At 59.1% G+C, this 24,726-nt stretch carries 17 protein-coding genes; 10 read left to right on the forward strand and 7 right to left on the reverse strand.

Features of this window, described 5'->3' with window-relative positions; all coding sequences use genetic code 11:
- Position 1: 1 nt before the first annotated feature.
- Together HX873_RS01670 and HX873_RS01675 are read right to left on the reverse strand one after the other, a co-directional pair.
- The gene (locus HX873_RS01670; protein ID WP_177122280.1) at positions 2 to 4,774 is read right to left on the reverse strand and encodes an RHS repeat domain-containing protein; all 4,773 of its coding nucleotides are present in this window, start codon (positions 4,772 to 4,774) and stop codon (positions 2 to 4) included.
- A gap of 46 nt (positions 4,775 to 4,820) precedes the next feature.
- The gene (locus HX873_RS01675) at positions 4,821 to 5,846 is read right to left on the reverse strand and encodes a hypothetical protein (RefSeq protein ID WP_087692829.1); all 1,026 of its coding nucleotides are present in this window, start codon (positions 5,844 to 5,846) and stop codon (positions 4,821 to 4,823) included.
- Positions 5,847 to 6,100: 254 nt separating this feature from the next.
- Between HX873_RS01675 and HX873_RS01680 the strand changes: the two genes are divergently transcribed.
- The gene (locus tag HX873_RS01680; RefSeq protein WP_177122281.1) at positions 6,101 to 7,237 is read left to right on the forward strand and encodes an FAD-binding oxidoreductase; all 1,137 of its coding nucleotides are present in this window, start codon (positions 6,101 to 6,103) and stop codon (positions 7,235 to 7,237) included.
- 50 nt (positions 7,238 to 7,287) lie between these two features.
- Here HX873_RS01680 and moaE read toward each other — a convergent pair whose 3' ends face one another.
- From moaE to HX873_RS01705, 5 genes are all read right to left on the reverse strand, one after another.
- Positions 7,288 to 7,737 carry a molybdopterin synthase catalytic subunit MoaE gene (gene moaE / locus HX873_RS01685; protein ID WP_087692831.1) on the reverse strand — a complete coding sequence of 150 codons (450 nt, stop codon included), beginning with the start codon at positions 7,735 to 7,737 and terminating at the stop codon, positions 7,288 to 7,290.
- A gap of 2 nt (positions 7,738 to 7,739) precedes the next feature.
- On the reverse strand, positions 7,740 to 7,982 hold the full coding sequence (moaD, locus tag HX873_RS01690) for a molybdopterin converting factor subunit 1 (protein ID WP_003216306.1): 243 nt from the start codon (positions 7,980 to 7,982) through the stop codon (positions 7,740 to 7,742).
- Entirely contained in the window at positions 7,979 to 8,452 is a 474-nt protein-coding gene (moaC, locus tag HX873_RS01695) for a cyclic pyranopterin monophosphate synthase MoaC (RefSeq protein ID WP_008435663.1), read from the reverse strand. Before moaC ends, moaD begins: the two co-directional genes overlap by 4 nt.
- 152 nt (positions 8,453 to 8,604) lie before the next feature.
- On the reverse strand, positions 8,605 to 9,999 hold the full coding sequence (locus tag HX873_RS01700) for a PhoH family protein (RefSeq protein WP_008435664.1): 1,395 nt from the start codon (positions 9,997 to 9,999) through the stop codon (positions 8,605 to 8,607).
- Between the two features lie 349 nt (positions 10,000 to 10,348).
- Positions 10,349 to 11,473, reverse strand: a complete 1,125-nt coding sequence (locus HX873_RS01705; RefSeq protein WP_003216300.1) for a polysaccharide deacetylase family protein — start codon at positions 11,471 to 11,473, stop codon at positions 10,349 to 10,351.
- A gap of 294 nt (positions 11,474 to 11,767) precedes the next feature.
- Here HX873_RS01705 and yaaA point away from each other — a divergent pair, with 294 nt between their 5' ends.
- The 9 genes from yaaA (at position 11,768) to HX873_RS01750 (ending at position 24,640) form a co-directional block, all read left to right on the forward strand.
- Positions 11,768 to 12,547 carry a peroxide stress protein YaaA gene (gene yaaA, locus HX873_RS01710; RefSeq protein WP_008435666.1) on the forward strand — a complete coding sequence of 260 codons (780 nt, stop codon included), beginning with the start codon at positions 11,768 to 11,770 and terminating at the stop codon, positions 12,545 to 12,547.
- 868 nt (positions 12,548 to 13,415) lie between these two features.
- Positions 13,416 to 14,732, forward strand: coding sequence for a nucleotide sugar dehydrogenase (locus HX873_RS01715; RefSeq protein WP_003216295.1), 1,317 nt, complete (start codon positions 13,416 to 13,418; stop codon positions 14,730 to 14,732).
- An 84-nt stretch (positions 14,733 to 14,816) separates the two neighbouring features.
- Complete coding sequence (alg8, locus tag HX873_RS01720; RefSeq protein ID WP_003216294.1) at positions 14,817 to 16,298, forward strand: mannuronan synthase; 1,482 nt, start codon at positions 14,817 to 14,819, stop codon at positions 16,296 to 16,298.
- Positions 16,299 to 16,334: 36 nt separating this feature from the next.
- On the forward strand, positions 16,335 to 17,504 hold the full coding sequence (locus HX873_RS01725) for an alginate biosynthesis protein Alg44 (RefSeq protein ID WP_003216292.1): 1,170 nt from the start codon (positions 16,335 to 16,337) through the stop codon (positions 17,502 to 17,504).
- A 90-nt stretch (positions 17,505 to 17,594) separates the two neighbouring features.
- Positions 17,595 to 19,019: an alginate biosynthesis TPR repeat lipoprotein AlgK gene (gene algK / locus HX873_RS01730; RefSeq protein WP_371318388.1), complete on the forward strand. Its 1,425-nt coding sequence runs from the start codon at positions 17,595 to 17,597 to the stop codon at positions 19,017 to 19,019.
- Positions 19,016 to 20,503, forward strand: coding sequence for an alginate export family protein (locus HX873_RS01735; RefSeq protein WP_003216288.1), 1,488 nt, complete (start codon positions 19,016 to 19,018; stop codon positions 20,501 to 20,503). The genes algK and HX873_RS01735 overlap by 4 nt, the downstream gene beginning before the upstream one ends.
- Positions 20,503 to 22,062 (forward strand): mannuronan 5-epimerase AlgG, encoded by a 1,560-nt coding sequence (gene algG, locus HX873_RS01740; protein WP_043225844.1) that lies wholly within the window; start codon positions 20,503 to 20,505, stop codon positions 22,060 to 22,062. The genes HX873_RS01735 and algG overlap by 1 nt, the downstream gene beginning before the upstream one ends.
- Before the next feature lie 11 nt (positions 22,063 to 22,073).
- Positions 22,074 to 23,522, forward strand: a complete 1,449-nt coding sequence (locus HX873_RS01745; RefSeq protein ID WP_177122282.1) for an alginate O-acetyltransferase — start codon at positions 22,074 to 22,076, stop codon at positions 23,520 to 23,522.
- Positions 23,523 to 23,530: 8 nt separating this feature from the next.
- Positions 23,531 to 24,640, forward strand: coding sequence for a mannuronate-specific alginate lyase (locus HX873_RS01750; RefSeq protein ID WP_177036206.1), 1,110 nt, complete (start codon positions 23,531 to 23,533; stop codon positions 24,638 to 24,640).
- The last annotated feature ends 86 nt before the right edge of the window (positions 24,641 to 24,726 follow it).

Here is a 24,726-nt window from a genome sequence, read left to right on the forward strand (position 1 = left end):
CTCAGGCCGAATTCCATTCGGCCAGGATGGGTTGGCGAACACGCGAGGCCTCCTGCGAAAAGGCCTCATGGAAAGTGAAGCTGCTGCCCGACATATCGACAAGGCGATGGGCCTGAGGCTGGGGTTGCGGCTGCCCCAGTGGCTGCTGCAAGTTCTCGGCATCGCCCCCGATAGGCGCTGCCGGCTGGCGCTTTCTGATCCGACCGTCGACCGAGCGGTACAGATTGACCACGCGCAAGCCAAAACGCGTCACCCCCCAGGCTTGGCTTGGCAGCGTAATGTCATTGAAGAACTTGTAAGAAGCACCGGTCAGCAACTTGCCAGCGGCCTGCAATCCGGCCCTTGTTTGGGAACTCAATAGACTGAAGCTTCGGACCGCCGGGCTTGCGGCGACTTCAACCGCCCGGGAAGCGCCCGTCGCCGCTATGCCTGCGCCCCCTAAACTGGCCGCGACACCCACCGCTGCAAAGGTCAGCGATGCCCAGTTCAGGACGTTGATTTGACTGGAGCGATCCCAGCCCATCTGATTGTCGACCGCCTCAACGCTCAGTGCGGCAATCCCCAACGTCCCACCTACCGAGGCCGCGCCTGAGGCTACCAACAGCGCGCTCTTGCCGGCAATGGTCAGTGCAGCGGCTTGAGCGCCGATGGCAGCGAGCAAGCCCGCAGTTGCAAGCCCAGCGGTGACCACCGACATGCCCAGTGCAACACCGGTCAGTGCCCACCGGGCCCATGTTGGAAAACTGAAGAGGCCGCTGGGGTCCGACCAATTCACCGGGTCACCGCCACAATAGGCGTAGCTGTTGATCCCGCCCTCGTCAAAAGGACTGAGGGGATCAGGAGAGAGAAACACCATGAGTTCGGGATCATAGGCACGGCGCCCATTACCCAGGTGATAGAGGTTGACCGGTACGTCCAGCCGCTCGCCGTTGTAGGCGGGCAATTGCATTTCCATCATCGTGGGCGACACGTCATCCCGCAACTCGATCCTGGCGTCACCGTAGGGTGCGTAATGCCGGCGCACCTGGTCCGTGATCGGTGCCACCACACCGCGGACGCTGCCAGCGCCGTCAAGAACCAGTAGTTTCTGGTAATTACCACTATCTCGGTAGGCCACCACCTGGTCACCGTCGCGCACGTAACGTGCCCGCATGCTGACCTGCGCCAGCGTGTCGAGCCGATCCCCGGCATAGGCCAGCATCACGGGAGCTTCGTTGCCTCGCGCAGCAAGCACCTGGCGTGCTTCGCCGTCGTACTGGTAGCTGTACTTGTCTGTGGCGGTCTGTACAGCAGTGAGCTGGTCAAAACCGTTGTACGTGAAACCGCGACCGAAGGTGCCCTGTTGCAAATTACCGGCGGCGTCATAGCTCAGGGTCAGGTTTCGTACCGGGTTTGTATGGGTCAGGTGCGTCAGGCAGGCAGGGTCCTTACCCTGGAAAAACCGCTCGCTGCGGTCGCTACTGCCATCGATAAACGTTGTCCGCACTTCAGTCATATTATCGAGACCGTCATAACTGAAACGCTGTTCCTTGATCGCCCGATCCAATTTATCCATCGGGTATTGCGTGCCCTCGCACACATAGGATTTGAGTCGCGAATAACCATCGTAAGTGAACGTCTCGCCCGTGACCACGGCGTCATTCGCGTCTTTCAACGTGCGAGTGGCCAGCAGGCCATCGTCGTAATAGGTGCTGACAATGTTCTGCAGTAGCGCACCGTCCTGTTCCAGCTTGCGTTCCGACTCACGCCCCCATGCGTCAAAGGTCACCGAGTCGGTAAGACGCATTTGATAATTGAGGGTTCGCGCCGAAAGGCGGCCCAGACTATCGTAAGTCCGGATCATGCGGACGAAACCGGTGGTGGTCTGTTGGAGGCGTCCGAACTGGTCATATACGAGGTCACTGTGCTGCCCATCCGCCGCGGAGTGCCGCAACAGCCGCCCACCCGGCGAATAACTCGTCAGGCTAGTCAAGGGCTGGCTGCCCAGCGTCTGGACTTCCTTGGCGAGATAGCCGTTCTCGTCGTAACTCATCTCATGCTTGAGCCCGGCGGTGAGTGATTGTCGCATCGCTCCACTGATGGGGTCGTACTCAAGGTCTATCGGTGCATGCCCTGCCATCTTGACGCTCGTTAATGTCTCCAGCTCAGGATCATGACCGTACTCTTGACGATCACCGCGCGGCGAAGTCACCGCCACTGGCGCAACCTGGTTGGGCTTGTACTCCCAGGTCGTGGCTGTTGCGTTGCCACGCGCTTGGGAAATGACGCGGCCCAGGCTGTCGTATTCACGCGTGCCAAGCAGCTTGCTGTCTACGGTGAGGGTGCGCACCGTTGGCTCGCTGGTGCCAAGCGCATACGTCGTCAACCGCTCACGGGGCGGCGTTCCGTCGGATGGGGTTTCCAGGCTGCGCACCACACGATCAAAAATGTCATAGGCGTATTCAGTCTTGGTCTTCCTGGCATCGATGCGCTCCGTGCAGCGGCCCAGCCCGTCATAAGTACGGGTTTCCACCACAATGCGCGCACCGCCAATGCTCACCCGCTCAACCCGTGCCGGTTGATTGTGTTCGTTGAACCAGGTTTCCAGTTGCGCGTCACCTTGCACCCCCGTCACCCGGCGGTTGAGGAGCGGGTCATATTCATCGATCAATACCCGACCATCGGGTTGAGTTACCGTCCACGGGTTGCCCCAGATGTTATAGGCGTGGCTGGTTTTCAATGTACGCGGCCCATCACCCAGATAATCCAGACGGGTTTGCTTCACGAGCCGCCCGAGTGCGTCGTACGCCCAGGAACCCAGAAGCCTGTCATTGTCCGCGATGCCATCAAGCGATTGCGCAGCAGAGAGCTGGCGTCCCATGCCATCGAAATACGTGAAGAGCACGGTGCCTTGTGCATCCGTGGTGACCAAATGGGCCATCTTGGCCCCGGCCGAAAAGTGATAGGCATAACGACGTCGGGCCATCTGGAGCGTGGCTGGCGCGGCGGTTTCCGATGTCAGCCGCCCACTGACATCGTACGTCATCGCCAGGCTGCCGACGGCATCACGTGTCATGTCGAGCAGACGCTGATTGGTCAGTGACCACGTGCGCGCGGACTCGAGCCATTGACCAGGCTCACGCCCCTTCAAGCTCCGGACTTCGGTGATCGAGTCGCCATTGAAGGTGCAGGTGAAATCGGAGACCAGAGAGAGTTTGTCGATCGTCGTCGTGGAGCTTTTCAAGCGACCATGCAGGGCGGGGTTGGCGGCCACAGAATGATAGGTATAAGACGTATGGGTGCCCCCTTCAAGGTTGATGGCAAGCGGCATGACGAAGTAGCCGCCCCCCGTTATCGAGACGTCGGTGTGGGAATGTTCAGTGGTCCGAGCCGCAGTGGTCGATCTGGCCGGGAAAAGCTTTTCCAGCTTCAGGTAACGTTGAAAGAGTCCATGGGGGTCGGCAGGGCATCTTCGGGGCTCGCCGGTCACCGGGTAATAAGTGTATTCGGTGCGTACGCCGGAGGCCTCGGTGCGGCTTAGTTCGTTGCCGAAGTCATCGGTGGTGATACTGACCACTTCCGCCCTTGGGGGTTTGCCACCCTGGGGATACAGCTCAAAGGTCTTGGTGATGCGGCTCGAAAGTTGGAGATTGGCGGGCTGATTTGGAAACTGGACGCCCCGAACTTCATTGTAGACAGTCTCGGTTTTGACCTGGCTGCCATTGGCTAGCATTAATTCCTCAGTCATCAGGTGAAAACGATTATAAGTGGCGCGGGTAGACCGCAGGGGCTTGCCATTATTATCAACGTAAGTTTCTTCCGCCCAATAAGCGTACTCGCTATCCACCCGATACAAATTATCCTGGCCCTGGCGGAATCCGCCATTCAGAGGATATCCCGTGAAGTTACGGTTGAGACTGTAGTTATAGGAGCGGACGACAGAGGGCTGCCCGCGCCCAGGGTTTTGCTCCCAGTGGGTGACGACCGGAATATACAAACGGGCATCGTATTGAAGCCCATTGGGGTTATACCGAATTATCTCCTGCCCCCCCATGGGTGTCATAACCTGCGAAATAGCCACCATTGCGTCAGGCAACCTGAGGTACTGAAACGAATAGGCCTCACTTGCGACTGGCCCGGCCAGGTCATAAGGAACCGTGACCTTGGTCAGTTGGTTGTCGATATGACTATATTCAAATCGCGTACGGGCATAAAGATTACCATCAATTAGTGTATCGGCGGTTACCAGCGATCCGGCGGAATACTTCAGCATCAACAGGTCGGTTTCTTTATCGTCAACAATGCTCTGCAATAAGTTATTACCGCCATACCGGAAGCTCAGCCGCTCGCCATTTTCGAACTGGATAGCACTGATCTTATAGGGACCGGGAATGCTGAGGGGACGCAGGATTTCGACAGTGCCATCCTTGTAAATTACGTGCAGCGTATTTTGCGCAACCCGTTTTATGGTGAGGTCCTTCAACTTATGGTCGGTAATAACAGCATTGTCCCCTACGGAGGGCAGCCCTTGGGTTAGATATTGTTCACCGTTGAGTAGCGTAAGCTTGAAGCTGTTCGGGTCAAATTCGGTATTCGACAAGCTCCAGCCTTTACCGTAGCCACTGTTGCGGGTATCCATCATCGAGAACGCCAAGGCAATCTCTCGACTGACCTCTAACGGCCCTTTTGGGCTCAAGACTGCCAAACGAATCAGACACCCATACTGCCCGGTACGCAGGTCAACCGAACCGCCGAGGTGGGCACTGAAATTAAACGCGTTCGAATAGATGTCCATAGGTCCACCGCTTCGCACTTGGAGAGGGGATGAAATGCCTGGAACGTCAGGGTTTTGAAGTGGCGCGCAGCACCATCACATTGTAATTGTCGGTCTCGGTCAGGTAATAGTGATGCGAGCAGCCATAACTATCGACCATTGTCCAAATACTGGCCCCTTGTTGATCGGTGTTGGGGTTATCCAACCAGGCCTTGACTCGCGCAGCACGCATGATGGTATTGCGCTTGTTCGCAGGAATTGGGTCATTTCCCCCTGAAGATTTTTTCAGCAGGCTATTCATTGTGATGTTTCCAACAGTATTACCCCGTATGACACCGCCGATCTGTCTAATACCGTGCCCAATGTCCCGAGTGTAGTAAATATCAAAGTGATCCCCCTGAACAGATGAATCTTTTAATTTTACGGGATCAGTCGGAGGTATATTCTCGACAAATCTCAACCCAAGGGGGGGCGTCCAATAATAAATATCCACATCCACACCCTGCACTGAAAAGGCGTCGGTATCAGCCCAATGATCGAGCCGCTCAGCAGACAATGTATAGGGCTCTTGACACTTAACAGTGACAGATGATTGATAATTAACATTATCTCTCTCCATATTAGTTGTATATGTTTTACGTCCCACCGTAATTTTTGCCATAAACTGCTGATTACCACTTGATCTCAGATCACACCTCAGGTATCGCTTCTCATTTTCGAGCGGACCAATACCGGGCATCGGCTGAATAATAGGGTTAGAAGGGGCTGTAGCCATGCTGGGTTCCTCAAGCACCCCCGACCACCGACCCATGTTAAATTCGTTCCTTTTTGTATCACAATACCATCCGGCCGGAATTGTCGCTTCTGGGTTTGTGGAATACTCAACCACCGTGGCACTTTCAAGCTCCGTCGCCTCAAAGGCTGCCAGCTCCCATATACCTTCAGCGTTTCTCCTCTCCTTTTGGACAATTATATTGACTTGACATTGCTGTTTGCCACCCAGATACACCTCATTATTAACTACATTGCCACCATCGCGAGGAAATTCAATATCAAACGTTTTTAAACGAACATTGGGATCTTCCGCTTTCATTTCCTTCTCCTTATCCAACATAGAGAACAGTTATCATCAACGCCACATCTTGTACCGGCCTGATGCAAGTAAGCGCTTTATAGAAGGGACCGCCTACTGTTAGAAATAACAGTTTTTCCGGAATTTTCAGGTCAAAAGGAAATAGCGATTTCCTGCTTTATCGCCAGGCTGAATATAAATGTGAAAGCGGGCTTGTGGAGGAGCAAGCAAGCCTGCACATTTGGTTTCAGCATTTTCAAATCCAGGAGGAACACATGAACCAGGCCGACTACCTCATCATCGGCGGTGGCATCGCCGGCGCATCCGCCGGCTACTGGCTGTCACACCATGCCCGCGTCATCGTGCTGGAACGCGAGTCGATGCCGGGTTACCACTCCACCGGCCGTTCCGCCGCCCTGTACATCGCCGCCTATGGTACGCCCCAGGTCCGCGCGCTGACGCTGGGCAGCCGCGCCTTCTTCGATCAGCCGCCCGCAGGCTTTGCCGAACACCCCTTGCTCACCCCACGGGGCGAATTGCTGGTGGACTTGATTGGCGACCCCGGTGAGTTGCAGCGCCAGTACCTGAGTGCCAAAGCCCTTGTGCCAGAAACGCGACTGCTCGACGTCGAGGAGTCGATGTCCATGATGCCGATCCTGCGCCGGGAAAAAGTCCATGGCGGTATCTACGACCCGACCGTGTGTGACATCGATACCGATGCGCTCTATCAAGGTTACCTGCGCGGCATTCGGCGCAATGGCGGAGAAATCCACACCGACAGTGAGGTGCAGAAACTGACCCGTGACGGTCAGGGACTGTGGCAAGTGCGCACGGCCCAACAACACTTCAGCGCCCCGGTGATCATCAACGCCGCCGGCGCCTGGGCCGACCATATCGGCGAGTTGGCCGGTGCACAGAAAATCGGCCTGCAACCCAAACGTCGCAGCGCGTTCGTCTTCTCTCCACCCGCCGAGCTGAACATCCACGCATGGCCGGAGCTGGCGGCCCTCGATGGTTCGTTCTATATGAAACCCGACGCGGGCATGTTCCTCGGCTCACCGGCCAATGCCGACCCGGTGGAGCCCCACGACGTGCAACCGGAAGAGCTGGACATCGCCACCGGCATCTATCACATCGAGGAAGCCACCACCCTGAGCATCCGCCGGCCTGCGCGGACCTGGGCCGGGCTGCGCAGTTTCGTCAGCGATGGTGATCTGGTCTGCGGGTTCGATCCACAGGTGGAGGGATTGTTCTGGATTGCGGCTCAGGGCGGCTATGGGATTCAGACCTCACCAGCGATGGGCCAGGCCAGTGCGGCGCTGGTGCGCGGCAAGCCGTTGCCGGATGCATTGGCGGCGTTCGGGTTGACCGAAGCGATGCTGTCGCCCCACCGGCTGCACACCTCGACCTGACCTGTGTGGCGGGGGAGCTTGCTGTGGGGAGGGAGCTCCCTCGCCACACGTTATTTCCAGCGGTCAGCGGCTGCGTGATCGCTGTCGCGCCCTTCCACCCAGCGTGGCCCTTCGCTGGTGTTTTCCTTCTTCCAGAACGGAGCGCGCGTCTTCAGGTAGTCCATCACAAAGGCGCAGGCATCGAACGCGGCCTGACGATGGGCACTGGCCGCCGCAACAAACACGATCGGCTCACCCGGCTCCAGGGCGCCAATGCGATGCAACACTTCCAGCTTGAGCAGCGGCCAGCGTTGCTCGGCCTCCACGGCGATTTTGCCGAGGGCCTTTTCAGTCATGCCCGGGTAGTGTTCAAGGAACATCCCCGCCACATCCAGGCCATCATTGAAGTCGCGCACATAGCCGACAAAACTCACCACCGCGCCTACGCCCACATTGGCCGCATGCATCGCATTGACCTCGGCGCCGGGATCAAACGCCTCGGCCTGCACCCGAATCGCCATGGTCAGCCTCCGGTCACGGGCGGGAAGAATGCCACTTCGTCGCCAGCTTGCAGCGGCTCTTCAAGGTCGCACAGTTCCTGGTTGCGAGCGCACATCAGGCTGGCCTCATTGAGCACTGCGAATTCCGGGTCACCGGCCAATGCCTGGCGTACAGCGTCGACCGTCGCGAAATCGCCTTCCATCTCCAGAGAGTCCAGGCCAATCGCTTCGCTGTAGCGCGCAAAAAACAGTACGTTGATGCTCATGCCTGGTCCGCCTTGAAATGCCCGCTCTTGCCGCCGAGTTTCTCCAGCAGCCGAATGGTTTCGATGGTCATGCCACGGTCCACGGCCTTGCACATGTCGTAGATCGTCAGGGCGGCAACACTGGCCGCGGTCAACGCTTCCATCTCCACGCCGGTCTGCCCGGAGAGTTTGCAGCGGGCGACGATGCGCACCGCGTCCAGGCCATCGGCACTGAGCTCGACCTTGACCCCGGTGAGCATCAACGGGTGGCACAGGGGAATCAGATCACTGGTTTTTTTTGCGGCCTGGATCCCGGCGATACGGGCCACGGCAAACACGTCGCCCTTGGGGTGGGCGCCGTCGACAATCATTTTCAGGGTCTCGGGCAACATGCGCACCCGCGCTTCGGCCACGGCTTCACGGAACGTCACGGCTTTTTCAGTGACGTCGACCATGTGGGCGCGACCTTGGGAATCGAGATGAGTCAGCACAGGGATACTCCTGATCAGGAGCTCCGATTGTAAACCCAACGCCGATCAAATGTGGGAGCTGGCTTGCTCGCGAAGGCGGTGTGTCAGCCTATAAATGCATCGACTGAACCACCGCTTTCGCGAGCAAGCCCGCTCCCACATGGGTTGGTGGGTTACAGGTGAGATTCGGCGTATTCGGCCAGAATCGAACGAGGGACACCTTGCAAGGCGATGTGCACGCCGTTCGGGAAGTCCTTGAAGCGTTCCGTCAGGTAAGTCAGCCCGGAGCTGGTCGCGGACAGGTAAGGGGTGTCGATCTGTGCCAGGTTGCCCAGGCACACCACTTTGGAACCGGCGCCGGCACGGGTGATGATAGTTTTCATCTGGTGCGGCGTGAGGTTCTGGCATTCATCGATCAAAATCAGGCTCTGCTGGAAGCTGCGACCTCGAATGTAGTTGAGGGATTTGAACTGCAACGGCACTTTGCTGAGGATGTAATCGACGCTGCCATGGGTGTTTTCGTCATCCATGTGCAAGGCTTCGAGGTTGTCGGTGATCGCCCCCAGCCACGGCTCCATTTTTTCCGCTTCGGTGCCGGGCAGGAAACCGATTTCCTGGTCCAGGCCCTGCACGCTGCGGGTGGCGATGATGCGGCGATAGCGTTTGGTAACCATGGTCTGTTCGATGGCGGCAGCCAGGGCGAGGATGGTTTTCCCCGAACCTGCGGCGCCGGTCAGGTTGACCAGGTGGATGTCCGGATCAAGCAAGGCATACAGCGCCAGGCTCTGGTAGATATCACGCGGTTTCAGGCCCCAGGCTTCCTGGTGCAACAGGGGTTCCTGATGCAGGTCGAGGATCAGCAGCTTGTCGACCTGGATCTCTTTGATCCAGCCCACAAAACCCTGTTCGTCGATGATGAATTCGTTGATGTGCACAGCCGGCAGGTTGTCGATCAGCTGTACCTGGTGCCAGGTGCGGCCATGGTCCTGACGGGTTTCGACCTTGCTGACGCGATCCCAGAACGAGCCGGTCATGGTGTGATAACCACGAGACAGCATCGACACGTCGTCGACCAGTTGGTCGGTACTGTAGTCCTCGGCAGCGATCCCACACGCTCGTGCCTTGAGGCGCATATTGATGTCTTTGGTCACCAGCACCAGGCGCAGGTCCTTGTCGCGTGCGTGCAGGTCGATCAATTGGTTGATGATTTTGTTGTCGTTCAGATTCTCCGGCAGCAAGCTGTTGGGCTCGCTGCGCTTGTTCATCAGAATCGACAGCAAGCCCTTGGGCCCGCCTTTGCCACGCTGGATCGGTACGCCCACCTCGACATCGTCGGGGGAGGCTTCGCCGAGGGTCTTGTCGATCAGGCGGATGGCCTGGCGGCATTCGGCGGCAACGCTGTGGTGCCCGCTTTTGAGTTTGTCGAGCTCCTCAAGCACGATCATCGGGATGGCGACGTGGTGTTCTTCGAAGTTGAGCAGTGCGTTTGGATCGTGAATCAGTACATTGGTATCAAGCACATAAAGGATTGGCTGGTCGGAAGAAGGGTTACGTCCATGATCATCCATACTCGGTCACCTTTGTGGGAGCCAGTCGACGCAATACCGCGACAGTGCTGCGCCTCGATTCGACCGTCGAACGCACTTGAGGGGCGTCAAGTGCGGTGCACACAAGAGGTGTCTTGGAAGACGCCACCTGTGTTGCAGGTTTCGGCTGTCTGTCTTCGTAATACCGCAAAACACATGACAGGAAAAAGCACTTTGACGCTTTTTTGAAGTTTATTTTTCAGGATGACGAATAGCACTAGGCGCGCCGGCATTGCACCGTTAAAGTCGGAAGTCCGCCTGTATCGAAATACCTCTCAAATTCCCCCCTGAAAAACCTCAGCCCCAACAGGGCCGGGCTTTTCGTGCTTTTTCAGCGAAACGCTTCGCGGCAATCCTGCCAGCCGAGTCCACTTTCTGCCGTGGCGTGTAAAAGCCAGGGTAAAGCGATGCGCGCCTTGTCCTGGGTGTCGTGGAAGACGATCACCCCGCGCCGCCACAACAGCATCAGTGTGAGCACGCGGTTCGCCGACTCATCAGCCTTGAGCTTGCCGGGTTCGTCTTCCGAGTCGATGTCCCACAAGGCCACTTGCAGCCCTTGTGACTGGAAAAATCCCTGGCTGTCGGACCGGCGCTGACCGTACGGCGGGCGGAACAGCGGCAGGTAGTTTTCCGGCATCAGGTTTTGCGCCAGGGAGGCGCTGCGGGTGATGGACGACTGCCAGTCGACCCAGTGGCTATGGGAGCGGTACTGCCAGCCCTGGATGCCAACGCACTGGCCCTGGTACAGCGCCTGCACATCGGTGGCCGAGCTTTTCTCGACGCGGGTTTGCAGGCTGTTGCCCAGCACGAAGAAGAGGCTGTGCATTTTCTGTTTGCGCAGGTAGTCGGCGAGCCAGTCGGTATTGCCGCTGACCGGGGACGGTCCGCTGTCGAAGGTCAGCAGGAACATCCGGTCGTTGAGTTCGTCGCCGTTGCGCTCGTGGTCGCCGAAGCGCGCGATTTCGCTGCTGATCTGGGGGAACAGGGCGGCCTTGCGCAACTGTTCATCCAGGTAGCGCTCGTGGAATGCGCGGCTGGGGCCGGCCCAGCCTATATAGAAGGAGTTGTCGCTGACTTCGAATTTGGCGGCTTGTTCGCGCAGGTCGTCCATGTTTTCCACCAGGTAGCAGAAGGAGGCGTCCTGTTCGCAGCTCTGTTGGGCGAAGGTGTAGTTTTCCAGTAGCCGTTGCCAGAGTTGGCGGCGCAGGTCGTCGATCGAGGCCTGGTTGATGATCTTCAGGCCCAGGCGCTGCTTGAGGGCGGGTTCGTCGAGGGATTCGCTGGCGAGCAGGGTGTGGGCGAACATCAGGATTTCTGCGCGTGAGGCGACGTCGAACAGGGCGGGGCTGCTGAGGCGTTCGGGCCAGGTGCCGCGGTCCAGGGTCGCGACATCCACGGGGGCGGCTTGGGCGCCCAGGCAGATGAGCCAGGCTGACAGTAAAAGCGCAATTCGCACGAAGGGTCTCCCTTTCCAGAGTCGTCGGGCACTATAGCCGATCGTGTGGGGGCGCTATTGGGTTGGTGTGTATATGCGTTATTTGAGTGATGGCTTGTATTGGTTCCGCTCTTACAGCGGCTCACTTTTGAACGCTTTTGCAAAGTGACTCGCTGTAAGAGCGAAACCATAAGCCGCCGTGACCGCAGAAACGGATATGCCCCCCAACGACCGCACAGCTATCTATCACCATCATAGGTGGAGTCAAACCGCCCTACCCCCTAGAATCCCCCCACGATTAAAGGAGACGACTTCATGCTGACGGTGATTTCCCCCGCCAAAACCCTCGATTTCGAGTCAAAGCCGGTCACCCCGCGCTTCACCCAGCCGCAATACCTCGACCACTCCCAGGAGCTGATCGAACAACTGCGCGAACTCAGCCCGGCGCAAATCAGCGAACTGATGCACGTCTCCGACAAAATCGGCGGCCTCAACGCCGCACGCTTCGGCAGCTGGACCCCCGCCTTCACCCCCGCCAACGCCAAACAAGCCCTGCTGGCATTCAAGGGCGACGTCTACACCGGCCTCAACGCCGAAACCCTCAAGGACGCCGACTTCACCTACGCCCAGGACCACCTGCGCATGCTCTCCGGCCTGTACGGCCTGCTGCGGCCGCTGGACCTGATGATGCCGTACCGCCTCGAAATGGGCACCAAACTGCCCAACGCCCGTGGCAAGGACCTGTACGCTTTCTGGGGCACCCGCATCAGCGAGTGGCTCAACGAAGCCCTGGCCGAACAAGGCGATGACGTGCTGCTCAACCTCGCGTCCAACGAGTACTTCTCGGCAGTCAAACGCCCGGCATTGAATGCGCGAATCATCAACACCGAGTTCAAGGACCTGAAAAACGGCCAGTACAAGATCATCAGCTTCTACGCCAAGAAGGCCCGGGGCATGATGAGCCGCTTTGTGATTGAAGAACGCATCAACGACCCGGCCCGGCTCAAGGAGTTTGACGTGCAGGGTTATCGCTTCAATGCGGAGCAGTCGAAGCCGGATAACCTGGTGTTCCTGCGGGATCACGCACCGGAATAACCTGACAACGAAGATCCAAATGTGGGAGCGGGCTTGCTCGCGAAAGCGGTGGTTCAGTCGATGCCTTTATTGCCTGACACGCCGCTTTCGCGAGCAAGCCCGCTCCCACATTTTGTTTGCATTCCAATTCCGAATTCGCCATTTATTTGGCGTCAAAAATAATTCTTCAGATTCCCTAACATTTATTTCACTCGACATTCGTCAATTTTTTTCGTAGTGGCACCACTTTTTTAAAACAGTAGTGGCACAAAACTATTTACCCCTCGAAACTCCCCGCAACTACTGGCCTAAATAGCAAGTGCTATCAGAATAGTACTAGTGCCATCTTTCCTAATATTTCAAGAAATTTCCGGAAACAGGATGAGTGGACAGGAACTATGTCCTAAAGCACCGCTCATACCACCGGTAACGATTATCTCTGAAGATGTAAGAGATGACTTACGTGGCGACCAAGGGAAGTAGCAAAGTTGTCATATAACTTTGACTCAATGGTCAAATCATCAACTGATTAGTTGAAGGCGGACGCAAAGGTTTCACTACTTTCTCCGACAAGGCCAAGGCTGAGCTCACCTGTATGGGTCAGTGAGACAACCCAAGCCGTTGATATATAAGGGCTCAAAGCCCCTGTCAACGCCTTGCGGCACTGGCGCCAGGCCCTTCCCCAGGAAGGCTGGCTGCATTTCAGGGCAAGCCCCAACAATAAGGCCAAGTTGCGCACAACTTGAGTGCATTAGTTAGTCACTCGACTTTTAGTATGCCTGCACTGGATATACCGACGTTTATTCGTCGCACTTCCCAGTGCCTGGGTGACGCTTCAAAACATGAACTCCGGCCATCTAGTGGCACGATTAACAATGAGGTAAATGCGATGCGCATCAGCATATTTGGTTTGGGTTACGTCGGCGCGGTATGTGCCGGTTGCCTGTCTGCACGGGGCCATGAGGTCGTTGGCGTAGACATCTCCAAGGAAAAGATCGACCTGATCAACGCGGGTAAATCCCCCATCGTTGAACCGGGTCTGGGCGAGCTGTTAAGCCAGGGCGTTCAAACCGGCCGACTGCGCGGCACCACCAATTTCGCCGAGGCAATCCGTGATACCGACCTGTCGATGATTTGCGTCGGCACGCCGAGCAAGAAGAACGGCGACCTGGAACTCAACTACATCGAATCGGTGTGCCGCGAGATCGGTTTTGTCCTGCGTGACAAGACCTCCCGTCACACCATCGTGGTCCGCAGCACCGTGCTGCCAGGTACCGTGGCCAATGTGGTGATTCCGATTCTCGAAGACTGCTCGGGCAAGAAAGCCGGCGTCGACTTCGGCGTCGCCGTAAACCCTGAGTTCCTGCGTGAAAGCACCGCCATCGCCGACTACGACCTGCCGCCGATGACCGTCATCGGTGAATTCGACACCGCTTCCGGCGATGTTCTGCAGTCGCTGTACGAAGAACTCGACGCGCCGATCATCCGCAAGGACATCGCCGTCGCCGAGATGATCAAGTACACCTGCAACGTCTGGCATGCGACCAAAGTGACCTTCGCCAACGAGATCGGCAACATCGCCAAGGCGGTAGGTGTCGACGGTCGCGAAGTGATGGAAGTGGTCTGCCAGGACAAGACCCTCAACCTGTCCCAGTACTACATGCGCCCGGGCTTTGCCTTCGGCGGTTCCTGCCTGCCCAAGGACGTGCGCGCCCTGACATACCGCGCAGGCTCTCTGGACGTGGATGCGCCGCTGCTCAACTCGCTGATGCGCAGCAACGAGTCCCAGGTGCAAAACGCTTTCGACATCGTTTCCAGCCACGACAAACGCAAAGTCGCCCTGCTGGGCCTGAGCTTCAAGGCCGGCACCGATGACCTGCGCGAAAGCCCGCTGGTGGAACTGGCAGAGATGCTGATCGGCAAGGGTTTCGACCTGAGCATCTACGACAGCAACGTCGAATACGCTCGCGTGCACGGCGCCAACAAGGACTACATCGAAGGCAAGATCCCTCACGTGTCGTCCCTGCTCAACTCGGACTTCGACGAAGTGATCAACAACTCCGACGTGATCATCCTGGGCAACCGCGACGAGAAGTTCCGTGCCCTGGCGCACAACGCCCCCCACGGCAAGCAAGTGGTCGACCTGGTGGGCTTCATGTCCAAGGCCACCAGCGTGAGCGGCCGTACCGAAGGCATTTGCTGGTAACAGCAACGGCAAGTTTCAAGCGGCAAGCGTCCTGATCCCCGGCGCTTGCTGCTTGAAGCCTCCTTCACCTGCGGAATGACGCCTATGTCCAAGTTAAAACACGTACTCCTCCAATCTGCCGGCTGGCTGTTTTTCCTGAGCCTGCTGATGGGACTCGCCCTGCTGTTGCCGGCGAGTACGTTCGACTCAGAGTCGAAGAATTTTATTTTCCTGATTGGCGCCGTCGGTATCTGGCGCTACTCGATGGGTGCTACGCATTTCTTTCGCGGCATGCTGTTCCTGTACGTGGTCTACCCGCACCTGCGGCGCAAAGTGCGCAAGCTGGGCAAGGCAGCAGACCCGTCCCACGTATTCCTGATGGTTACCAGCTTTCGGATCGACGCGCTGACCACGGCCCAGGTCTACAGCTCGGTGATCCGCGAGGCCATCGAATGTGGCTTCCCTACCACCGTGGTCTGCTCCCTGGTGGAAATGTCCGATGAGCTGCTGGTCAAGAGCCTGTGGGCCAGGATGAACCCGCCCGACCACGTCAAGCTGGACTTCGTGCGCATCGCCGGTACCGGCAAGCGTGACGGCCTGGCCTTCGGTTTTCGCGCCATCTCCCGCCACCTGCCGGACAACCGCGCCGTAGTGGCCGTGATCGATGGCGACACCGTGCTCGCCGAGGGCGTAGTGCGCAAGACCGTGCCGTGGTTCCAGCTGTTCGGCAATGTCGGCGGCCTGACCACCAACGAGTTCTGCGAAGTGCGCGGCGGCTACATCATGAGCGAGTGGCACAAGCTGCGCTTCGCCCAGCGCCACATCAACATGTGCTCCATGGCCCTGTCCAAACGCGTGCTGACCATGACCGGCCGCATGTCGGTATTCCGCGCCAACGTGGTCACCGACCCGGGCTTCATTGCCGATGTGGAAAGCGACTCGCTGCAACACTGGCGCCTGGGCCGCTTCAAGTTTTTGACCGGTGACGACAAGTCCAGCTGGTTCAGCCTGATGCGCCTGGGCTACGACACTTTCTACGTACCGGACGCCGCGATCCACACCGTGGAACACCCGCCGGAAAAGAGCTTTATCAAGGCCAGCCGCAAACTGATGTTCCGCTGGTACGGCAACAACCTGCGCCAGAACTCACGTGCCCTGGGCCTGGGTATGCGTCGCCTGGGCCTGTTCACCAGCATCGTGCTGTTTGATCAACGCGTGTCGATGTGGACCTCTCTGCTGGGGCTGACCGTGGCGATCATCGCCACCTTCAAATACGGCGGCGCGTTCATCCTCGCCTACCTGCTGTGGATCGGCATCACCCGCCTGATTCTGACCCTGCTGCTGTCGTGCTCCGGCCACAAGATCGGCCCGGCTTACCCGGTGATTCTCTATTACAACCAGATCATGGGCGCGCTGGTGAAGATCTACGTGTTCTTCCGCCTTGATCAACAGTCCTGGACCCGCCAGGACACCAAACTGACCCGCGATTTGGCCAGCTTTCAACGTTGGTTCAACACCTGGTCGTCTCGGACCATGACCTTCTCCGCCGGCAGCATTTTCGTCGCCGTGTTGCTGATGATGGTTTGACCCTGCCAAGCCTGAATTAACTAGGAACTAAACACCATGAATAGCCCAGTAAACGCCAACGTTGTCCACGAATCCGAAGCCCAGCGCCAACACGCCCGGGTCAAAATCCCGGCCAAGCTGCGCTTCTTCGGCGCCGATCAAACACCGATGGAAGTGCGGGTGATCGACCTGTCCGCCGGCGGCCTGGCCTTCAACGCCCCGCAGCAGCCGCTGAAAGTCGGCGATGTGCACAAGGGTCGCTTGCAGTTCGTGATCGACAACCTGGGCCTGGCGATGGACGTCGAGCTGCAGATTCGCTCCTACGACCGCCAGACCGGCCGCACCGGTTGCCAGTTCCAGAACCTCGATGCACAAGACATCTCCACCCTGCGCCACCTGATCACCTCGCACCTGGCCGGTGACATCGTGACCATGGGTGACGTGCTGGCGACCCTGCAACGCGACAACTTCACCAAGGCGCGCAAGGTCAAGGACGGCGGCAGCAACATGAGCGTCGGTGGCCGCCTGCGGGCGGTGACTTTCAGCCTCGGGATCTTCGTGGTGGGCCTGGCGGCATTCGGCTTCGTGGTCAAATCGGTGTACGGCATGTACTTCGTCAGCCACGCCACCTCCGGCCTGGTGAGCGTGCCCGGGATGAACGTGACCATGCCCCGCGATGGCACCGTGCAAAGCCTGATCAAAGGCGATGCGGTCGCCGCCAAAGGCGCGCCATTGGCAACCTTCAGCACCAGCATGCTCGACGTACTCAAGGGCCATCTGGACGAAGACCAGCTGCAACCGGCCAAGGTCGAAGAGCTGTTCGGCAAGCAAATGACCGGCACCCTCACCTCCCCGTGCGACTGCGTCGTGGCCCAGCAACTGGTCGCCGACGGTCAGTACGCCAGCAAGGGCGACGTGATCTTCCAACTGGTGCCACGCGGCAGCCAGGCCAACGTTGATGCACGTTTCTCCTATCGCCAGTTTGCCGACGTTCGCCCGGGCACCCGCGTGAACTTCCAGGTAGCGGATGAAGAGCAGGTACGCACCGGCACCATCGTCAGCAGCACCAGCCTGAACAGCAGCGAAATGTCCTCCGACATCCGCGTGCAGATCAAACCCGACGCCCCGCTGGACAGCACCTACGCCGGTCGCCCAGTTGAAGTGACCAGCGATCGCGGCCCGTCCCTGAACTGGCTGATCGACAAAGCCATGGCCAACGGTCTGTAAGCAGAGGACATGCCTGTGATGACTCTCTCAAAAACACCGCAATCCCTGTGGGAGCGGGCTTGCTCGCGAAAGCAGTGTGTCAGCCAACACATGCATCAACTGACAGGGCCCCTTCGCGAGCAAGCCCGCTCCCACATGGGAACTGCGGCGTTGCTGGCTGTTGCGGTCAGCCTCGCCGGTTGCGCCGGCCTGCCCGACCAACGCCTGGCCAATGAAGCGCTGAAACGTGGCGACACCGTCACTGCCCAGCAGAACTACCAGCAGCTCGCGGATTTGGGCTACAGCGAGGCCCAAGTAGGCCTGGCGGATATCCAGGTCGGCACCCGCGACCCCGAGCAAATCAAGCAGGCCGAAGCGACGTACCGCGCGGCTGCCGATACCTCGCCCCGTGCCCAGGCACGCCTGGGCCGCCTGCTGGTGGCCAAGCCCGGCGCGACCGAAGCCGAACACCATGAAGCCGAAGGCCTGCTGAAAAAAGCCTTTGCCAATGGCGAAGGCAACACCCTGATCCCGCTGGCAATGCTCTACCTGCAATACCCGCACAGTTTCCCGAACATCAACGCCCAGCAGCAGATCAGCAAATGGCGCGCCTCGGGTTACCCGGAAGCCGGTCTCGCCCAGGTGCTGCTGTATCGCACCCAGGACACCTACGACCAGCACCTGGATGAAGTGGAAAGCATCTGCAAGGCCGCACTGAACACCACCGATATCTGCTACGTCGAGTTGGCCACGGTCTACCAGAAAAAAGCCGAGCCGGAAAAACAGGCCGACCTGCTCAAGCAGATGGAAGCCGGCTACAGCCGCGGCACCGTCACCGCCCAACGGGTCGACAGCGTGGCTCGTGTACTGGGTGATGCAAGCCTGGGCAAGACCGACGAAAAAACCGCCCAGGCCCTGCTGGAAAAAATCGCCCCCGGCTACCCGGCCTCCTGGGTCAGCCTGGCACAACTGCTCTACGACTTCCCGGAACTGGGTGACGTCGACCAGATGATGAAGTACCTCGACAACGGCCGCGCCGCCGACCAGCCCCGCGCCGAACTGTTGCTGGGCAAGCTCTACTACGAAGGCAAGTGGGTCCCGGCTGACGCCAAGGCCGCCGAAGAACACTTCCAGAAAGCCGTCGGCCGCGAAGTCGCCGCCGACTACTACCTCGGCCAGATCTACCGCCGTGGCTACCTGGGCAAGGTCTATTCGCAAAAGGCCCTGGACCATCTGTTGACCGCTGCGCGCAACGGCCAGAACAGCGCCGACTTCGCGATTGCCCAGCTGTTTTCCCAAGGCAAGGGCACCAAGCCCGACCCGCTTAACGCCTATGTCTTCAGCCAGTTGGCCAAGGCCCAGGACACGCCGGAAGCCAACGACCTGGCGACCCAGCTCGAAGCGCCGCTGACCCCGGAACAACGCGCCGAAGGCCAACGCCTGGTGCAACAGGAGCTGGCCGTGCGCGGCACCCTGGCCCAAAGCACGCTGCAATTGCACGCCCTGCAAGAAGAAGACGGCGAGGAATCCCTATGAAGCTCAACCCATTCGTCAAGGCCGGCATCGGCCTGACCTTCGCCCTGCTGTGGTCGTGCCCGACCCTGGCGGCGCTGACCGAAGCCAAGAACTTCGGCCTGGAAGTCAAAGTCACCGGCCAGTCCGAAGATGACCGCGACCTGGGCACCCAGAAAGGCGGCGACGTCAACGGCATCGGCCTTGACCTGCGCCCGTGGATCTACGGTGAAAGCGGCAACTGGAGCGCCTACGCCATGGGCCAGGCCGTGACCTCCAGCGACATCATCGAGACCGACACCCTGCAACAGTCCTCGGATGACGCCACTCAACAGACCAGCAATGACGACCGCAAGAGCAAGAAGAACTACCTGGCGATGCGCGAGTTCTGGGTCGCCTATGGCGGCTTCACGCCCTACCCCGGCGAGATCCTCAAGCTTGGTCGCCAACGCCTGCGCAATGACGACGGCCAATGGCGCGACACCAATATCGAAGCGCTGAACTGGACCTTCGACACCACCTTGCTCAAGGCCAATGTCGGCGTCGCCGAGCGCTTCAGCGAATACCGCACCGACCTCAAGGAACTGTCGCCCAAGGACAAGGACCGTCAGCACCTGTACGCCGACGCCGCCTACCAGTGGACGCCAGGCCAGTGGATCGGCCTGCGCGCGCACCACACCCATGATGACGGCAAGCTCGACTACCCGGAACCGGGCGTGGCCACCGACTCGCTGGACAAGCGCGAGAACGGCGACCTGACCTGGCTCGGCATCGAAGCCAACAGCGACGCCTACAACTGGCGCAACACCAACACCGTCAACTACTGGGCGAGCGTCACCGGCATGCAGGGCGACCGCGACACGGTCAACGCCTTGAACGCCGACGGCACCCGCCCGGCCAACGCCAAGCGCAGCGATGACGTGAATGGCTGGGCCACCGATTTGGGTGTACGCCTGCGCCTCGACCCGCAGTGGCAAGTGGGCGCCGCCTACTCCCGCGCCAGTGCCGAATACGAGCAGAACGGCCTGCAAAGCAACCGTTCGAACTGGACCGGTACCCAGTCCCGCGTCCACCGCTTCGGTGAAGCGTTTCGCGGCGAGATGAACAACATGCAGTCCATGAGCCTGTTCGGGTCCTGGCAGCTGCGCGAGGACTATGACGCAAGCCTTGTGTACCACAAGTTCTGGCGCGTAGACGGCAACAAGCCGGTGGGCAGCAACGGCATCGATGCCGTGCAGAACAACACCGATGACGTGACCGGCGCGATCCTGTCCAGCACGTCCCTGCCGCTTGAAGACGGCAAGAAAGACCTGGGCCAGGAGATGGACCTGGTGGTCACCAAGTACTTCAAGAAAGGCCTGCTGCCGGCCGGGCTCAGCCAGTCGATCGACGAGCCGTCGGCCCTGGTGCGCTTCCGTGCAGGCGTGTTCAAGCCGGGCGACGCCTATGGCAGCCAGGTCGACTCGTACATGCATCGCGCCTTTGTCGACGTGATCTGGAAGTTCTGATGGGAGCCTGCGCAATGAAGTCTCAAAGCCTGCTCGTCGCGGCCATGCTGTTGGCCAGCGCCTCGGCCTTCGCCGACAAAGCGCCGACCATCGCCAAAGAGCTGCAACAGGCCAAGACCTACACCATCTCCAGCCCGCCGACCGAGCCGCTGGAGATGGCCAAGCCTGCGCTGCCGGACGTGTCCGGCTACACCGCGGCCAATATCGCGAAAAAGATCGTGCGTACCAAGCCAGGCAAAATCAGCATCCGCCGGATGATGCAGGAAGACGCCCTGAAGGACTTCATCGGCGGCGACAACAAGATGGCCGAATGGGTAGTGCGCCAGCACGGCATTCCCCAGGCGATCTTTGTCGACGACGGCTACATGAACCTCAAGGACCTGCTGAAGAAAGTGCCCAAGCAGTACTTCAGCGAAACCTCGCCGGGGGTGTTCCTGGCCAAGTTGCCGATCGTGGTGGGCCGTAAAGGCATCCTCGAAATCGACAAGCAGACTCAAGAGCTGCGCCTGTCCCAGGAAGCCGGTTCGTTCCTGATCAACGACGGCCAGTTGTTCGTACGTGACACCAGAATCACCGGCTGGCGCGAGAAGACCAACGGCCCGGCGACCTTCCAGTCGCCCAAGGAATTCCGCCCGTTCCTGCTGGCCTGGGGCGGCACCGAGACCTACATAGCCAACAGCAAGATGGCCAGTTTCGGCTACGCCAACAGTAAGTCGTATGGCGTGAGTATTTCCCAATACACGCCGAACATGGCCAAGGTGCTCAAGCGCCCCGAGCCGACGGGCTGGATCGTCGACTCCGAGTTCTCGGACATGTGGTACGGCTTCTACTGCTACGAAACCACCGGCTTTGTGCTCAAGGGCAATACCTACAAAGACAACATCGTCTACGGCATTGACCCCCACGACCGTTCACACGGCCTGATCATCACCGACAACACCGTCTACGGCACGAAGAAGAAGCACGGCATCATCATTTCCCGGGAAGTGAACGACAGCTTCATCTTCAACAACCGCAGCTTCGACAACAAGCTCTCGGGCCTGGTGATCGACCGTAACAGCGTCAACAACCTGATCGCCGACAACGAGATCTACCGCAACCACACCGACGGCATCACCCTCTATGAGAGCGGCGATAACCTGCTGTGGGGCAACAAGGTGATCAGCAACCGTCGCCACGGCATCCGCGTGCGTAACAGCGTGAACATTCGCCTGTACGAGAACATTGCCATGGCCAACGGGCTGACCGGCGTGTACGGCCACATCAAGGATTTGACCGACACCGACCGCGACATCGCCCTCGACCCGTTCGACACCAAGGTCTCGCTGATCGTGGTCGGCGGTGAACTGGCCGCCAACGGCAGCGGGCCGCTGTCTATCGACTCGCCGTTGAGTGTCGAGCTGTACCGCGTATCGATGCTTGCGCCGACCAAATCCAGTGGCATCAGCTTCTCGGGCGTTCTTGGCGATCGCCAGGAAGAGATCCTCGACTTGCTGGTACGCCAGAAGAAAGCCGTGCTGATCGACCCTGTCGAACGCCAGACCGAAATGCAGGACTGAGGATGACCTTTATGCACCCACACATGATCAAACTGCTCAGCCTTTCGGGTTTGACCCTCGGCCTGCTCGCGGCCAGCCAGGGCGTGCGCGCCGACGAAATCAAGGCGCCAACCTTCACCGCCGAACCGTGCTGCAGCCTGTGCCCGGCCGCCCACGACGCGAAGAACTACACCACCCGCTACCAGCAGAACTTCACCACCCTGGTGCAAGCCCAGGGCGACTGGCTGTTCCGGACCCAGGAAGACCTGCGCACCGAATTCGACACCAGCCCCGCCGGCTACAAACGCATGCAGCAGCTGCACGATGCGTTCAAGAGCAAGGGCGTGGAACTGGTGGTGGTCTACCAGCCAACCCGTGGCTTGGTGAACCGCAACAAGCTCAACCCTGAAGAAAAAGCCAGGTTCGATTTCGACAAGGCCCTGGGCAATTACAAGACCATGCTCGGGCGCTTCGCCAAGATGGGCTACGTAGTACCGGACCTGTCGCCACTGACCAACGAGCAACTGCCGGATGAATTGCCGGCCCACGATTTCTACTTCCGCGGCGACCAACACTGGACGCCATACGGCGCCCAGCGCACCGCCAAAATCGTCGGCGCGAAAGTGCGGGCGATGCCTGAATTTGCCGGTATCCCGCAGCGCGAATTCGAGACCAAACGCTCCGGACGCATGGGCAAGACCGGCACCCTGCACAACATGGCCGGGCAACTGTGCGGCACCAGCTACGCGATCCAGTACATGGACCAGTTCACCACCGAGCCCAAGGGCGAAGCGGCGGACGGCGACCTGTTCGGTGATTCCGGCAACCCGCAGATCACCCTCGTGGGTACCAGCCACAGTGGCAAGAACTACAATTTCGCCGGCTTCCTGGAACAGGAAATCGGTGCCGACATCCTCAACGTCGCCTTCCCCGGTGGTGGCCTGGAAGGCTCGATGATCCAGTACCTGGGCAGCGAAGAATTCCAGAAGACCCCGCCGAAGATCCTGATCTGGGAATTCTCGCCGCTGTATCGCCTGGACCAGGAGACCATCTACCGCCAGATGATGTCGCTGCTGGACAACGGCTGTGAAGGCAAGACCGCCCAGATGAGCGCCAGCACCACGCTGAAACCCGGCAAGAACGAATTGCTGGTGAACAGTTCGAACAAAGACCTGCGCAACAGCAGTCACCAGGTCGACATCCGCTTCGCCGACCCATCGGTGAAAACCCTGCAAGCCACCCTCTGGTACATGAACGGGCGCCACGAGGACATCAAGATCGAGAAACCCGAAACATCCGATACAGACGGGCGTTTCGCCTTTGAACTGCGCACCGATGAAGACTGGGCCACGCAAAACCTGCTGGCCGTGGAAGTGCAGGGCCCTGAAGCGGGCCAGGCCGCGCAGAAAGTCGAAGCGAAAATTTGCACACGCAACGTATTCCCCGCCGCTGGTCAACAGACTGCTTCAACGGGGCAATGAGGTTACTTATGCAGAAGTTATTGATTCCAACGCTGCTGGGCCTGGCGATGTTTGCCGGCCAAGTCAACGCCGCCGCACCACTGCGTCCGCCCCAGGGTTATTTCGCCCCGGTGGAAGCATTCAAGACCGGCGACTTCAAGAATGACTGCGACGCCATGCCGGCGCCGTACACCGGCTCGCTGCAATTTCGCAGCAAGTACGAAGGTTCGGACAAGGCTCGTTCCACCCTGAATGTGCAGTCCGAAAAAGCCTTTCGCGACAGCACCGCCGACATCACCAAGCTGGAAAAAGACACCAGCAAGCGCGTGATGCAATTCATGCGTGACGGCAGGCCGGAGCAGTTGGAATGCACGCTGAACTGGCTCACGAGCTGGGCCAAGGCCGATGCATTGATGTCCAAGGACTTCAACCACACCGGCAAGTCCATGCGCAAATGGGCACTGGGCAGCATGGCGTCGGCCTATGTGCGCCTGAAGTTCTCCGACTCTCATCCGCTGGCCAACCACCAGCAGGAGTCGCAGTTGATCGAAGCCTGGTTCAGCAAAATGGCCGACCAGGTGGTGAGCGACTGGGACAACCTGCCGCTGGATAAAACCAACAACCACTCCTACTGGGCTGCCTGGTCGGTGATGGCGACCTCCGTCGCCGTGAACCGCCGCGACCTGTTTGACTGGGCCGTGAAGGAATACAAGGTCGGCGCCAACCAGGTGGATGCCCAAGGCTTCCTGCCCAACGAATTGAAGCGTCAGCAACGAGCCCTGTCGTACCACAACTACGCCCTGCCGCCGCTGGCGATGATCGCCAGTTTTGCCTTGGTGAACGGTGTGGACCTGCGCCAGGAAAACAACGGCGCGTTGAAACGTTTGGGTGACAAGGTGCTGGCCGGGGTGAAAGACCCGGAGATCTTCGAGCAGAAGAACGGCAAGGAACAGGACATGAAGGACCTCAAGGAAGACATGAAATTTGCCTGGCTTGAGCCCTTCTGCACCCTCTACACCTGCGCCCCGGATGTGATCGAGCGCAAGCACGGGATGCAGCCGTTCAAGACGTTCCGCCTGGGGGGTGACCTGACCAAGGTCTTCGACCCGGCGCATGAGAAAGGCAACAAAGGCAGCTAGTCGCTGATCGTTCCCACGCTCCGCGTGGGAATGCAGCCAGGGACGCTCCGCGTCCCAAAAGCGGACGCAGAGCGTCCAGTGAGGCA

The organism is Pseudomonas sp. P7758 (assembly GCF_013386485.1).
Classification (GTDB): domain Bacteria; phylum Pseudomonadota; class Gammaproteobacteria; order Pseudomonadales; family Pseudomonadaceae; genus Aquipseudomonas.